The sequence below is a fragment of the Ureibacillus sp. GCM10028918 genome, from assembly GCF_042666115.1.
GTDB lineage: Bacteria > Bacillota > Bacilli > Bacillales_A > Planococcaceae > Ureibacillus.
On the sequence record NZ_JBHTFK010000002.1, the window covers coordinates 113,495 to 127,931 of the forward strand.

At 37.4% G+C, this 14,437-nt stretch carries 12 protein-coding genes; 10 read left to right on the forward strand and 2 right to left on the reverse strand.

Annotation, left to right across the window (positions count from 1 at the left end; all coding sequences use genetic code 11):
- Nucleotides 1-8: 8 nt before the first annotated feature.
- Complete coding sequence (locus ACFQU5_RS00510; protein WP_390283616.1) at nucleotides 9-479, reverse strand: nucleoside-diphosphate sugar epimerase; 471 nt, start codon at nucleotides 477-479, stop codon at nucleotides 9-11.
- 165 nt (nucleotides 480-644) lie between these two features.
- On the opposite strand from ACFQU5_RS00510, the gene ACFQU5_RS00515 reads away from it, so the two are divergent.
- On the forward strand, nucleotides 645-1,184 hold the full coding sequence (locus ACFQU5_RS00515; RefSeq protein WP_390283618.1) for a hydrolase: 540 nt from the start codon (nucleotides 645-647) through the stop codon (nucleotides 1,182-1,184).
- A gap of 119 nt (nucleotides 1,185-1,303) precedes the next feature.
- On the forward strand, nucleotides 1,304-2,737 hold the full coding sequence (locus ACFQU5_RS00520) for a sodium:solute symporter family protein (RefSeq protein ID WP_390283621.1): 1,434 nt from the start codon (nucleotides 1,304-1,306) through the stop codon (nucleotides 2,735-2,737).
- Between the two features lie 46 nt (nucleotides 2,738-2,783).
- Here the strand turns inward: ACFQU5_RS00520 and rnhC are convergent, their stop codons facing one another.
- A complete protein-coding gene (rnhC, locus tag ACFQU5_RS00525; protein WP_390283624.1) occupies nucleotides 2,784-3,740 on the reverse strand; it encodes a ribonuclease HIII in 957 nt (318 codons plus the stop codon).
- A 439-nt stretch (nucleotides 3,741-4,179) separates the two neighbouring features.
- Between rnhC and zapA the strand changes: the two genes are divergently transcribed.
- From zapA to ACFQU5_RS00565, 8 genes are all read left to right on the forward strand, one after another.
- The gene (gene zapA, locus ACFQU5_RS00530) at nucleotides 4,180-4,440 is read left to right on the forward strand and encodes a cell division protein ZapA (protein WP_390283627.1); all 261 of its coding nucleotides are present in this window, start codon (nucleotides 4,180-4,182) and stop codon (nucleotides 4,438-4,440) included.
- Between the two features lie 5 nt (nucleotides 4,441-4,445).
- Nucleotides 4,446-4,988: a CvpA family protein gene (locus ACFQU5_RS00535; RefSeq protein ID WP_390283629.1), complete on the forward strand. Its 543-nt coding sequence runs from the start codon at nucleotides 4,446-4,448 to the stop codon at nucleotides 4,986-4,988.
- Nucleotides 4,989-5,128: 140 nt separating this feature from the next.
- Entirely contained in the window at nucleotides 5,129-6,841 is a 1,713-nt protein-coding gene (polX, locus tag ACFQU5_RS00540) for a DNA polymerase/3'-5' exonuclease PolX (protein ID WP_390283631.1), read from the forward strand.
- A gap of 38 nt (nucleotides 6,842-6,879) precedes the next feature.
- Nucleotides 6,880-9,246 (forward strand): endonuclease MutS2, encoded by a 2,367-nt coding sequence (locus ACFQU5_RS00545; protein WP_390283634.1) that lies wholly within the window; start codon nucleotides 6,880-6,882, stop codon nucleotides 9,244-9,246.
- Between the two features lie 151 nt (nucleotides 9,247-9,397).
- On the forward strand, nucleotides 9,398-9,811 hold the full coding sequence (locus tag ACFQU5_RS00550) for a DUF350 domain-containing protein (RefSeq protein ID WP_390283636.1): 414 nt from the start codon (nucleotides 9,398-9,400) through the stop codon (nucleotides 9,809-9,811).
- A 1,033-nt stretch (nucleotides 9,812-10,844) separates the two neighbouring features.
- On the forward strand, nucleotides 10,845-12,539 hold the full coding sequence (locus ACFQU5_RS00555) for a long-chain-fatty-acid--CoA ligase (RefSeq protein WP_390283639.1): 1,695 nt from the start codon (nucleotides 10,845-10,847) through the stop codon (nucleotides 12,537-12,539).
- Nucleotides 12,540-12,711: 172 nt separating this feature from the next.
- Nucleotides 12,712-13,293, forward strand: coding sequence for a fatty acid metabolism transcriptional regulator FadR (gene fadR / locus ACFQU5_RS00560; protein ID WP_390283642.1), 582 nt, complete (start codon nucleotides 12,712-12,714; stop codon nucleotides 13,291-13,293).
- Between the two features lie 318 nt (nucleotides 13,294-13,611).
- Entirely contained in the window at nucleotides 13,612-14,385 is a 774-nt protein-coding gene (locus ACFQU5_RS00565) for an enoyl-CoA hydratase (RefSeq protein ID WP_390283645.1), read from the forward strand.
- Nucleotides 14,386-14,437: the final 52 nt, after the last annotated feature.

Sequence of the window (14,437 nt, forward strand, 5' to 3'; positions counted from 1 at the left end):
CCCGGGTTTTACTCGGGCAACTCTTCTTTTTTCATTCCAGGATTTAATGCTCCAACCACTGCAGCAATGACACCGATAATCGTATGAATCAAGGCAAAGGTATAAAAATTAAAGTAGATTGTATATGTATATTCGTTTAACTTTGGGAAAATCAGTCCAACGCTAGACTCATCCAGTGCGGCTAAAATATCATTTTTATAATCTAACGAAAAGAAGATGAGTACACCAATCAACAAAACCCCTGCGACAATCGATAAAGACTTCATTAATCGATCGGTTGCAGTTCTTGTTAAAGTAAGAATGTATCGAAATGTTATGAAGATACTGAGCAATAAAAAAGGCAAAACCAATATAATGCCGATCCAACCCAAACTACCATTACTAACAGGTTCTTCGGGTTGGATCGTGAAGAAGTTCCCTATTATTAAAAAGCCAAGTAGCGAAATTCCAAGACTAATGAACCAGCTTAATCGAATCAAAAATATCACCCTTTCTATTAGTACTATACATGTCCTGTCATTTTGTTTCAAATCGGATAGGAAGAATGTATTGATTAACAAACAGTCAAGTTAGAGAATTTTATATCTAAATCGAATCATATATAATTAGTTAAGTAGAAATATTCAACAAAGGGGATGCGAAAGATGCTTACGAAAGAAGAAACAGTATTAGTATTAATTGATGTTCAAGGAAAACTTGCAGAGATTGTTCATGACAGTGAAATTGTAATTTCTAATATTGCGAAGGCAGTTGAAGGTGTAAAGATACTAGATCTACCTGTTTTATGGCTGGAACAATATCCAAAAGGTCTTGGGCCAACTGTAGAGAAAATAGCCCAATCCTTACCGAATCAAAAGCCAATTGAAAAAATCACATTCAGTGCATATGATACGCCTGAATTTGTTGGTCAATTAGAAGCAACAAAACGTAAAAAGGTTCTGCTTGCTGGAATCGAAACACATATTTGTGTCTATCAAACAGCCGCACATCTAATAGAAAATGGTTATGAAGTTGAAGTGCTTGCAGATTGTGTATCTTCGCGTACAGCTAAAAGTCATGAAATCGGGCTTCAAAAAATGATGCAGCTTGGTGTGAAGCTGACAACAGTCGAAATGGCTCTATTTGAAATGCTGCAAATCGCAAAAGGCGACCAATTTAAGGCTATTAGTAAGCTAGTAAAATAAAATAGATTCAATAAAACCATACACTGCTTTTATTTACAGGTGCTTTGTATGGTTTTTAATTTTTATAAAATGGGTAAAAAGCATAAGTATGGAATTTTTACGATACAAGGGGGAAACTAATGCTCGCAACATGGACCTGGATAGTAACAGTTGTTTTAAGCTTGTTTTTTATCGCAATGTCTTTGAGATTTAGAAAGAAATCAAAAGAAAGTTTCATGCAATTTGCCATTGCTGGTGGAACGTTGCCATTTTTCTTACTTTTATTTACGGATTTAGCCACAATCATGGGAGTAGGAAACTTTGTTGGCCACTCTTCAAAAGGGTTTGAAATCGGAATAGCCAATATCCCATTCATAGTTGGGGAGCAAGGGGCAAAAATACTTTTTGCATTATTGTTTGCAGGATTTGCTGCTAGGTTTACCTATAAAAGTATTGCGGAATTATTAGATGATTTAATTTTAAGAGATAAGGTGTCAAGAGCGATTGTTGGGGTTTTAACTTCTGCTATTATGATTGCATGGATTGGTGGGCAAGCAAAAGGAATGGGGCAACTTTTCTCCGTATTTACGGGAGCGGACCCTCTACTATTAATCCTCTTTTTCTCGGCTGTGTTTATCATCTATACAACCGTTGGCGGAATGTTATCTGTGGTATGGACTGATTTTGTTCAGGGGGTTTTATTGTTAGGGATCGCCATTTGGTTTTATATTAAGGTTTTTGCAAAAATTGATTTTAGTTATTCAAATCTAAAAACGATGCTAGCTGAAGTGGATGCTAATCACTTAACGGAAATGAGTATTTCTGGCTGGGAAATCGTAACGCTCTTTGTAACGGGATGCTTTGGAGTATTGGCAGCACAAGTGTATTGGCAACGATGCTTTGCAGCAGGAAATCCAAAAGCAGCCAGTCGTGCGATGTTGTATAGTGGAATCGGTGCCATCATCTTTACCATTTTAGCTTCTATTTCGGGAATGATTGTGAAAGCAATGAACGCTACTACTGAATCTGCAAGTGCAATTTCTTGGTTAATCTTAAATGAAATGACCCAATCAACCGCACTTGTTTTCTTCATTTTAATCTTCTTGGCCGCCATTTCGAGTGCATCCTCATTACTGCATTCTGCAGCCATTGTCATAGTAAATGATCTTATTATACCTTTTTCTGAGGGAATAAAGGATGCAAAGTTAATTGTCCTTTCTAAATGGTTGGTCGTATTAGTTGGGATTTTTTCAACGTTAGCGGCAAATTTTTCAGAATCCATTATTAGTTTATTCTCTTTTGCTTATACATTAACAGGCGGTGGCGTTGTACCAGTATTAATTGTTGGGTTATTATGGAAAAAACGAAAGGGCGAAAAATTTGAGATGGGATCACAAAATAGTCGAGTTTCGGTTTGGGGAGGCAGAATCGGCTTGCTCTCAGGAGCTATTGCATCTGTGTTATTTGGAATCCTTTGGGGAGTGCTAATTTCCACCGTTTTAACGGTTATTATTTCGATCATTCTTCCAAATAAAACAGATTTAAATAGAACACTAGTAGTGGGGAATGCTTGAAAATAAAAAAGAGAAACGCCGGTATATGACGTTTCTCTTTTAAAAGCTATTTCTTTTTATTAACTAACTTTCTGGCTTTCTCCGTATTAGCAAAATGCCACTTGGAGATCGATTTCAATTTTTCTTCACCTTGTTCTAACCAGATGCGTGCTGCCATTTCATCTACTTTGCCACTTGCGCCTTTTTGTAAATTCATCCCTACCGTTTTTGATAACCGATCCATTTCCTTTAAGAATGCATAACGGGCTAAAATGGATGCTGCTGCAACTGCTGCATGGAGCTGTTCAGCTTTCGTTGAAAATAATACACTTTCCCGAACAATTTCTTTTTCATTTTTAATATGATTATAATAAATATTTCTTTCAGCAAATTGGTCAATTAATATAAACTCAGGCTTTTCAGGCTCTATTTTTGATAGGACGAGTTTCAATGCTTGATTATGCAGCATTGCCTTGATTTTACCTTGCGAATATCCTTTTGCTTGAATGGCATTATATTTATCATTGCGCAATGTGAGGATGCTGTGAGAACAAACAGACATGATGTCGGGAGCAATTTTGAGCATGATTTGATCATTTAACATTTTTGAATCTTTAACCCCGAGCTCATAGAGGAGTTCAATTTTGATTTTTGGTACATAGACAGCAGCGACAGTTACGGGTCCGAAATAATCACCAGTTCCAGTTTCATCTGAACCCAAAACGGACATGGCTGCGAAGTTCTCAGGGAGTGTATCGCCTTTTGTTTTAATCGATTTATTGGCATTAGTAGAAGATGTGGATTGAGAAGAAGTTGTTCCTGCTTCACCCCAGCGGCCTGCCTCTCTTGTTGCTCCGCCACCTTGGAACATTACTTTTCCAGATTTATAGATCGTTATCGCTGTATCTGGAAGTTTTGCTGCAAAAATAACTCCAGGTGCATTTCGTTCGACTCTAGATGAAGCATAATAGGATCTCACCTGATTTTGTACTTCACTTGAAAGCTGTAACACAATATTTGACATTATTTCGGTCCTTTCTCCCTTTGAGGTACACATCAAAAACAGTTTCATCTGCTTTATACTTCTATAGATTGTTCATGGTTAACCATTGGGAATTGCGTTGTATTATGGGATTATTATAACTTGTTTTCTTTGATGACAATAGAAAAACCCCCGATTGGATCCATTGAAAATTGACTATATTCACCTTAAATAGATAGAGTTGTATGCCTCTGATGACATGTTTTTATACGTATTTAAGTGACCAAAAGTACTGATAGTATTGGTTTTGTAATCTTAATGTAGTTGTACTGTGCAAACTAAAGATGATATGATATGTATTATAAATTTAAATAGTATATTCTATTGAAGTGAAAATAATCAAATCTATGAATAATGGTATGTAAGATTTTATAAAATTCATGACCATAATGTTTTTTGCTAAAGTTTTAGGGGGTATTGCATGGCTGACCAAGAAAAAAATCGAATATCCGTTGAGATTTATGGCCATTCCTATAAAATGGTAGGGACTGAGTCTACGGGACATATGAGATTAGTTGCTTCTATAGTAGATGATAAAATGCGAGAAATACGTGTACATAATCCGTCATTAGATAGTTCGAAGCTTGCCGTTTTAACAGCTGTCAATACCGTACATGAGTTACTAAAATTAAAAGAACAGGTTGAAGAACTTGAAGAAGAATTGAAAAAATTAAAGGGTTGAAGTAAATGCTAGATATTATATTACTGATTATTTTTGCTGCTAGTATCCTAGTAGGACTTAAACGTGGCTTTATTGTTCAAGCCATCCATCTTGTTAGCTTTTTTGTTGCACTTATTGTAGCGTATATTTATTATAAACCGCTTGCGGATAAGTTTGTTTTATGGATTCCATATCCAGGAGTTACAGAAGATTTGTCGATGATGCTGGTCCTTGATTCATTGAATGTCGACCAAACTTTTTATCGAATCATTGCCTTTGCAGTTATTTTCTTTGCAGTAAAAATCGCTTTGCAAATTCTTGGTTCCATCTTTGATTTTTTAACGTATTTGCCAATCTTAAATTCAGTGAACCGACTACTGGGAGCGATTCTGTGTTTTGTTGAGTTCTATTTAATATTATTTATTGGAATGTATGTGTTGGCATTACTTCCAGTAGGGTCCATACAAAATATTATGGATGGTTCCGTCATTACAAAGCTTATGTTAGAGCATACGCCAATTTTCACAAACATGGTTCAAGATTGGTGGTATATCTATAAAGAGCAATAGACATATGAGAGAGATTATCGTAAGTCGTAGATAATCTATTTTTAAGGAAATGTCCCAAAGCGACTTTTTGGGGCATTTCCTTTTTCCACGACCAACGAAAGAATTTGGACGATTCAGAATTTTTTATAGGGAGGTAAATGATGAATAAAAAAATAGTCATTAAAACACTTGAGAAAATTGCATTGCTATTAGAACTTCAGGGTGAAAACCCATTTAAAGTATCAGCATTTCGCAAAGCAGCCAATGCCCTTGAATTAGATGAGCGCAGTTTAAGTGAAATTGAAGATATTACGAAGCTAAAAGGAATCGGAAAAGGTACCGCGACTGTTATTCATGAACTAATTGAAACCGGTGGATCCTCTCAATTAAAAGAGCTGGAAGAAGCGGTTCCAAAGGGATTAATTCCATTATTAAAGCTACCGGGATTAGGTGGGAAAAAATTAGCGAAACTTTATAGCGAGCTGGGCGTAGATAGTGCAGAAAGCTTAAAGGAAGCTTGTGAATCCCATAAAATTCAAAAACTGGCTGGTTTCGGTCCGAAGTCGGAAGAAAAGATATTAAAAGAACTGGAGCACTTCGGGGAACGCAGCGAAAGATTACCGATTTGGTATTTACAAGAAATTGTTGAAGAGTTAAATGGGTTATTGAAATCTATTGATGCAGTCCAAAAATTCTCTGTGGCGGGAAGTTTCCGACGTGTGAGTGAAATGAGCAAGGATGTCGATTTTATCGTTGCAACAGAACAGCCTGTAGCGGTAAAGGATCAATTACTTAAAATTCTTGCTGTAAAGGAAGTTGTAGCAGCTGGGGATACAAAGGTTTCTGTTATATTGGAGGCAGAAGATCCGGTAAGTGTTGATTTCCGACTCGTTGCCTTAAAGGAATACACAACAGCTCTTCACCATTTCACGGGTTCCAAGGACCATAATATTCGTATGCGTCAGTTAGCCAAAGAACAAGGAAAGAAAATTAGTGAATACGGTGTCGAACAGCCAGATGGTTCGATTGTGACCTTTGATTCCGAAGTAGAGTTTTTTGACCATTTCGGGTTACCTTTCATCCCACCGACAGTGCGTGAATCGGGGAAAGAGTTAGAGAGTTTGGATGAACTGGATGGCCTTGTTAGCTTAGAGCAAATTGTTTCTGATTTGCATATGCATACTACTTGGTCTGATGGTGCCCATACTGTCAAGGAGATGGGAGAAGCGCTAATCGAGCGCGGCTATACACATGGGGTAATCACAGACCATTCACAATATTTAAAAGTGGCAAATGGACTTACACCCGAAAGATTAAAAAAACAACGTTTAGAAATAATTGATTTTAATGAGGCACATCCAGACTTCCGCTTATTTGCTGGAACTGAGATGGATATTTTGCCGGATGGTTCTTTAGATTTTGAGGATGGGGTTTTAAAGGAACTGGATTTCGTGATAGCATCCATCCATTCAAGTTTCTCGCAATCACAGGACAAAATCATGGATAGACTTTATACTGCAATCCAAAATCCATACGTGGATATGATTGCCCATCCAACAGGTCGAATTATTGGGCAGCGCGAAGGTTATAATCCAGATATACCGCAACTAATTGAATGGGCAGCCCAATATGGAAAAATACTTGAACTAAATGCCAGTCCTTACCGATTAGATTTATGTATCGAACATTTGGTTATGGCGATGGAGCACAATGTGCCGATTGCCATTAATACAGATGCCCATGCTATTGAACAGCTCGATGTGATGGAAATCGGTACAAAATATGCCCAAAAAGCATGGTTGAAAAAAGAATTGATCGTTAACACTTGGTCATTACAACAATTTGAAACTTTTATTAATAGAAATAAGCGATAATCGTATTGAACGAATGATAAGGCAGGAGGTGTTCAGGAGTGATCGCTGAACGCGCATTAAAAACATTAGAATATGATAAAGTACGTGAACAAGTTGCCGGATTTTGTACCTCATCATTAGGAAAAAGTGCGATAGAGCAACTTATTCCCGAAACTGATTTTGATACTGTAGTCGAACTATTGGAAGAAATGGATGAGGGACTTTCCATTTTACGCGTAAAAGGAAATGTACCAATGGGTGGTATTTTTGATGTACGCCCTCAATCCAAGCGAGCGCAAATTGGCGGCATGTTAAGCCCAATGGAATTAATGGAGATTGCAAGTACGATTCGTGCAAGTAGAATTCTTCGAAATTTTATTGAGGATATTGAAGCGGAGAATGATATTACAATATCTCATTTTGTTGAAAGAAAACAGCAAATGCCTATCTTAACTGCATTACAGCATGAAATCAATGATTGTATTGATGACAATGGGGCAGTTCTGGACTCTGCAAGCACTACACTACGCTCGATTCGACAATCTCTTCGCGCTGAAGAAGCAAAGGTGCGACAAAAATTAGAAAGTTTAACTCGTGGATCCAATGCGTCTAAAATGCTTTCGGATGCCATTGTAACGATTCGAAATGATCGTTTTGTTATTCCGGTTAAACAAGAATACCGTGGACATTACGGCGGAATCGTTCATGACCAATCGTCGTCAGGACAAACACTTTTCATTGAGCCAGAATCGGTTGTACAAGCAAATAATGAAATCCAGCGTTTAAAAGTGAAGGAAAAAATTGAGATTGAGCGAATCCTGTTAGAATTATCGGCAAAAGTACAAGAAGTGGCACACGACCTATTTGTCCTCGTGCAAATTTTAGGTGATATTGATGTAATCCTTGCAAAAGGTAAGTATGGTCAAGCGAATAAATGTACGAAACCAAAGATGAATCAAGAAGGATTTATCCGTTTAGTTCGGGCTAGACACCCTCTCATTTCAATTGAAGAAGCAGTGCCAAATACAATTGAATTTGGGCAGGATATTACAGCTATCGTGATTACTGGTCCAAATACTGGTGGTAAAACAGTTACCTTAAAAACAGTGGGATTATGTACATTGATGGCACAGGCTGGATTACCTGTACCGGCATTGGATGGTTCGGAATTAGCAGTATTTGATCAATTATTTGCAGACATTGGAGATGAACAGTCCATCGAGCAATCCCTATCGACGTTTTCTTCTCATATGGTCAATATTGTCGATATTTTAGGGAAGTTTGATGCCCGTTCACTTGTGTTATTCGATGAATTAGGAGCTGGAACGGATCCGCAAGAGGGAGCAGCGTTAGCGATTTCCATATTAGACGAAGTGGTAGGACGCGGAGCTCGGATAATGGCGACAACCCACTATCCTGAATTAAAAGCATATGGCTATAATCGTCCAGGGGTTGTCAATGCAAGTGTGGAATTTGATATCGAGACATTGAGTCCAACTTATCGACTATTAATTGGTGTTCCAGGGCGTTCAAATGCCTTTGAAATTTCTAAGCGCCTAGGTTTAAAGGAATCGATTATTGAACAGGCACGGAGCTTTACAGGATCGGACCGTCATGAAGTTGAATCAATGATTGCTTCATTAGAGGAAAGCAGACGTCGTTCTGAACGTGAAGCGGATGAAGCTCATGCATTATTGGAAGAAGCCCAACAATTACATGAGCAATTAGAAGAGCGCCTAAGAACTTACGATGAAAAGAAAGAAGTATTAGAGAAAAAAGCGAAAGAAAAAGCACGTAAAATTGTCGATGAAGCCAAAACCGAATCCGAGAAGGTAATTGCAGAGCTTCGAGAAATGCGTGCAAATGCAAGTAAAGTTGTCAAAGAGCATGAGTTAATTGAAGCGAAGAAAAAACTAGATGCAGCTGCCCCACAAGAAAATCAAGTACTAAAAAAACAAGCACAGATACGCGAACGTGCTCAGAACTTAAAGCTTGGTGACGAGGTAAAGGTTATAAGTTATGGCCAAAAAGGAACGTTAGTTGAAAAAGTATCAGATACTGAATGGGTTGTACAAATTGGTATACTGAAAATGAAGCTAGAAGAATCAGATTTACAATACCTGAAGCCTGAAAAAGAAAAACAGACGGTAGTAATGACGAATGTGAAAAACCGCAGTGGCCATGTTAAACTTGAATTAGATTTGCGCGGTGAACGTTATGAAGAGGCGATCGTAAGAACTGAAAAATATATTGATGATGCACTTTTAGCGAATTACCCCCGTGTCTCGATCATCCATGGTAAAGGAACTGGTGCGTTAAGACAAGGAATCCAAAACTTACTGAAAGGGCATAAACGAGTAAAGTCATTCCGTTACGGTGAAGCTGGAGAAGGTGGATTTGGAGTAACTGTAGTTGAGTTAAAATAATCTAATTTTCATCCAGGAGTAATAAAATTGTATGTCTTCCTGGTAGTAATCCAACTAATTTAAAGGGATTTTACCCGATTTTATTCGGGTAAAATCCAGGCAGAGAAATAAGCCAATGCACATTTCAAAAGTGAAAAGGGAGTTGACTTTCATGCTAGATTCGAGGTTTTGGCAACATCCTTTAGTCGAAACAGCCGGTTACTTTAGTGTTGTTGTTCTTTGTTTAATTGTTTCAATGGTCATATTCGAACTCGTTACAAAGTATAAAAACTGGGAAGAAATAAAAAAAGGCAATGTTGCTGTAGCACTTGCTACAGGTGGTAAAATCCTGGGTATATGTAATATTTTTAGATATTCTATTGAAAGACATTCTACTTTGCTGGAAATGATTGGGTGGGGCTTGTTTGGCTTTACCCTATTAATCTTTGCGTATATATTATTTGAATTTTTAACACCTCGATTTAAAGTAGATGAAGAAATTGCAAATGAAAATCGTTCAGTTGGCTTTATTTCTTTTACAATTTCAGTCGGACTTTCCTTCGTAATCGGTGCAAGTATTTTGTAGGAGCATATATATGGAAAAATTAGCGAAAGTTTTAATCGTGGTTTGTATATTATTTATATTGGTCGGGATCTATTATTTAACAACTCTATAAGATTGTTTGGAAGGCAAGTAGATATGAAGAAATCTACTTGCTTTTTAGTTTGGAAAAATTATTGTAACTCATGAAATATATCTGCCTTATGAAGGACCTTTTGAAATGGTGAGAGGATGAAAAAGGTCTTTCATCGTGGTTATGAAGGACTTTTTGATATGGTGAGAGGTTAAAAAGGTCTTTCATCGTGGTAATGAAGGACATTTTGCATTGATGTGAGGATGAAGAAGTCTTTCATCGTGGCTATGAAGGACATTTTGAAATGGTGAGAGGTTAAAAAGGTCTTTCATCATGGCTATGAAAGACATTTTGCATTGATGAGAGGACGAAAAAGTCTTTCATCGTGGTAATGAAGGACATTTTGAAATGGTGAGAGGATGAAAAAGTCTCTCATCGTGGTTATGAAGGACATTTTAAATTGGTGAGAGGATGAAAAAGTCTCTCATCGTGGTAATGAAGGACATTTTGAAATGGTGAGAGGATGAAAAAGGTCTTCATCGTGGTAATGAAGGACATTTTGAAATGGTGAGAGGATGAAAAAGGTCTTCATCCTGGCTATGAAGGACATTTTGAAATGGTGAAAGGATGAAAAAGGTCTTCATCCGGCTTATGAAGGACATTTTGCATTGATGAGAGGATGAAAAAGTCTTTCGTCGTGGCTATAAAGGACATTTAGCATTGATGAGAGAATGAAAAAGTCTATCATCTAACTTACAAGGTCATTAATCTGCTTTACATATACCATTTGAATAAGAACTCTTAAAATACCCTTGCTACATCTGTAAGGTTTGAATCAATTAATCCACCACATAATTATAGAAAATAATTGTATTTTCTAGCTAAAATATGATAGTTTTTATAAAAATAGTTTGAAAGGACTTTCTTTTTCCATTATAATAAATTGTAAGAATATTTAAAACATTGAACGAAGGGGAGTTGTTAATGACTGAAAAGGTTTGGCTTTCCCAATATCCTAAAGAAATTCCTCACAATTTGACCTACGAAAATATTCCTGTTCAAAGTTTTTTGACGATGGCCAATGAAAACTATCCCAACAAAGTTGCAATACATTTTATGGGGAGAGAAGTAACGTACAAAGATCTATATGAATCTTCTTTAAAATTTGCAAACTACTTAGTTCGGTTAGGGATAGAAAAAGGAGACCGCGTAGCGATTATGCTTCCCAATTGTCCGCAATCCGTCATTGCTTATTACGGTACATTATATGCAGGCGGTATCGTGGTTCAAACAAATCCACTGTATACGGAACGTGAACTTCAATATCAAATGGCTGATGCAGGGGTAAAAGTAATTTTAGCAATGGATATCTTATATCCAAAAATTACAAAAGTGTTAAAGGACACAAAAATTGAAAACGTTATCATAACAGGAATAAAGGATTATTTACCGTTCCCCAAAAATCTGGTCTATCCATTTATACAGAAAAAACAATATGGATTTAGTGTGAAGGTAGAGCATAAGGGGTTAACGCATTTATTTACTGAAATTATGCGAAATAGCCCATCGACATCAATTGAACTTGAAGAATTTGATATAGAAGATGAAATCGCACTACTACAATATACCGGGGGCACAACTGGATCGCCGAAGGGTGTTATGTTAACACATAAAAATTTAATAGCTAATACCAAAATGTGTGATGCGTGGATGTACCAATGTAAAAAGGGAGAAGAAATCATTTTAGGTGTATTGCCATTTTTCCATGTGTATGGAATGACGACGGTGCTGCTGTTATCGGTTATGCAAGGATTTAAAATGGTCTTATTACCTAAATTTGATGTGGAACAGGTCTTGAAAACGATTGAAAAACAAAAACCTACTCTTTTCCCTGGTGCACCAACAATGTATATCGGATTATTAAATCATCCGGAAATAGGCAATTACAATTTATCATCCATTAAGGCATGCTTAAGCGGCTCTTCACCGTTACCGGTCGATGTACAGCAGAAGTTTGAAGCTGTTACAGGCGGAAAACTTGTCGAGGGATATGGACTAACCGAAACATCTCCAGTTTCACATGCGAACTTCATTTGGGAAAATAGGGTAGCGGGGTCGATCGGTGTACCGTGGCCAGATACAGATGCAGCTATCATTAAGTCATCGGAAGGAGAACTTCTACCTCAGGGTGAAGTAGGAGAAATAGCGATCAAGGGACCACAAGTGATGAAAGGTTACTGGAATCGACCGGAAGATACGGCAATGACATTTGTGAATGGTTGGTTTTTAACCGGCGACTTAGGCTACATGGACAAAGAAGGCTATTTTTATGTCGTAGACCGTAAAAAAGATATGATTATCGCGGGGGGCTTCAATATCTATCCACGTGAAGTCGAAGAAGTGCTATATGAGCATGAGGCAATTCAGGAATGTGTGGTAGCAGGTATACCTGATTCCTATCGCGGAGAAACTGTTAAAGCGTACATTGTGTTGCGTGAAGGGAAAAGTGTAACGGAAGAAGAATTGAATAAATACTGCCGTGAGAATTTGGCGGCTTATAAAGTTCCTCGGCATTATGAGTTCCGTAAAGAATTGCCGAAGACGGCTGTAGGTAAAATTTTAAGACGTACTTTAGTAGAAGAGGAAAAACAAAAATTGAACGAATTACAGGCAAAATAATTAAGTACAATGATTGACAGAATCTTTATTAAATTATAATATGAAAATATGAATGAATAGTCATTCATATTTTCGTATTTTTTTTAGACTTAGATTCGTCTGAAAAAATAATTGTAGGCTTAACAAAAAAATAAGATAGATTAAGCCAAGTTTTTTAATGGTGGTGAACGGCATGAAACGAGATAAACCCAAATATAAACAAATAATCGATGCTGCTGTAATTGCAATTGCAGAAAACGGCTATCATCAAGCACAGATTTCGAAGATTGCAAAGCAGGCAGGTGTTGCAGACGGAACAATCTATTTATACTTCAAAAATAAAGAAGATATTCTGATTTCCGTCTTTCAAGAAAAAATGGGTGTCTTCGTAGAGTCTCTACAGGAAATCATTCAAAATGGAGAGTCATCTTCTGATAAATTATCAAAAATGATCGATAACCATTTTAATGTTTTAGCAAATGATCGCCACCTTGCAACAGTAACGCAATTAGAGTTAAGGCAGTCAAACAAAGAAATCAGGTTAAAAATTAACTCCATTTTAAAAGAGTATTTGAAGCTACTTGATGAGATTCTAATCGAGGGAATGTTTAAAGGAGAGTTCAATTCAACAATGGATGTGAGAATTGCTCGACAAATGGTTTTTGGAACAATTGATGAAACGATTACAAGTTGGGTCATGAATGAGTTCCGTTACGATTTAGTACAAACAGCACCAAAAGTAAGACATCTGCTGCTAAATGGTTTAAAAGGTTAGCAAAGCAAGTCTTTCATTGAGGCGAAAGTTTTGTCGTTATTTTACAGTCTCTAGTATAGACTGATCAGCCAAGATTTTCACGATTGGTTAAAAGAATAATCAAGCTAATTACTAAAAAGGGTAGAGATTAGCCGGTTTATTTAAATGGTAAAAAGCATAAATTTTCGAAGATTGAACAGTGTCTAGCTCCAGGCGCCATCAGCTCGAGGTCATAAGTCGATCGCTTCGGAAGGCAAAGATCGCCTTCTGCCAATGCTCAACTTATGCTTGCCGCTGATAAGCGGGCGCCTTGCGCTTTTACTAAAAGGGAGTGGGAGAATGGAGTTTCTAAGTTGGAAAGTTGATGAAGGGGTAGCAATTGTAACAATTCAACGACCTCCTGCAAATGCATTATCGCGAGGCTTAATTTTAGAAGTTGATGAAATGCTAAGTGCTGTTGAAAATGATGATTCGATACGTGTACTAGTTCTTCATGGTGAGGGGCGATTCTTCTCTGCTGGTGCAGACATAAAAGAATTTACTGAAGTTTCTTCAGGTGAAGAATTTACTAAACTGGCTTTAAGTGGCCAAAAGGTGTTTGAACGATTAGAAACGTTCACCAAACCTGTAATCGCCGCCATACATGGAGCTGCCTTAGGTGGTGGCTTAGAACTTGCGATGGCGTGTCATATCCGATACGTTTCTGAGGATGCGAAGCTAGGTTTACCTGAATTGCAACTCGGGTTAATTCCAGGCTTTGCCGGAACGCAACGTCTGCCCCGTTATGTCGGTGTAGCAAAAGCAGCAGAAATGCTCTTTACTAGTGAACCAATCTCTGGAAAAGAAGCAGTTCAAGCAGGCCTTGCAACTCGGGCATTCCCAGTAGATGATCTTCTACCGAAATCTTTGGAGATTGCTAAAAAGATAGCTTTGAAAAGCCCGGTTACATTGAAGGCAACAATTGAAATGCTCCAATTCGGTAAGCACCAAGCCTATTATGATGGTGTAAAGGCGGAGGCAGGCAGCTTTGGAACTGTATTTGAATCTGCCGATGCAAAAGAGGGGATTCAAGCATTTCTTGAAAAACGGGTAGCTGCGTTTACAGGTAAATAATTATTAGTTTCATAGCTTAGCAAAATAAATCATAGATTGTACAAGCAATCAG

What these genes read in the sequence shown, in the direction of transcription:
- ACFQU5_RS00515 (WP_390283618.1), top strand. Translation starts at nt 645, where the DNA reads ATGCTTACGAAAGAAGAAACAGTATTAGTATTAATTGATGTTCAAGGA.
- ACFQU5_RS00520 (WP_390283621.1), top strand. Translation starts at nt 1,304, where the DNA reads ATGCTCGCAACATGGACCTGGATAGTAACAGTTGTTTTAAGCTTGTTT.
- rnhC (WP_390283624.1), bottom strand. Translation starts at nt 3,740, where the DNA reads ATGTCAAATATTGTGTTACAGCTTTCAAGTGAAGTACAAAATCAGGTG.
- zapA (WP_390283627.1), top strand. Translation starts at nt 4,180, where the DNA reads ATGGCTGACCAAGAAAAAAATCGAATATCCGTTGAGATTTATGGCCAT.
- ACFQU5_RS00535 (WP_390283629.1), top strand. Translation starts at nt 4,446, where the DNA reads ATGCTAGATATTATATTACTGATTATTTTTGCTGCTAGTATCCTAGTA.
- polX (WP_390283631.1), top strand. Translation starts at nt 5,129, where the DNA reads ATGAATAAAAAAATAGTCATTAAAACACTTGAGAAAATTGCATTGCTA.
- ACFQU5_RS00550 (WP_390283636.1), top strand. Translation starts at nt 9,398, where the DNA reads ATGCTAGATTCGAGGTTTTGGCAACATCCTTTAGTCGAAACAGCCGGT.
- ACFQU5_RS00555 (WP_390283639.1), top strand. Translation starts at nt 10,845, where the DNA reads ATGACTGAAAAGGTTTGGCTTTCCCAATATCCTAAAGAAATTCCTCAC.
- fadR (WP_390283642.1), top strand. Translation starts at nt 12,712, where the DNA reads ATGAAACGAGATAAACCCAAATATAAACAAATAATCGATGCTGCTGTA.
- ACFQU5_RS00565 (WP_390283645.1), top strand. Translation starts at nt 13,612, where the DNA reads ATGGAGTTTCTAAGTTGGAAAGTTGATGAAGGGGTAGCAATTGTAACA.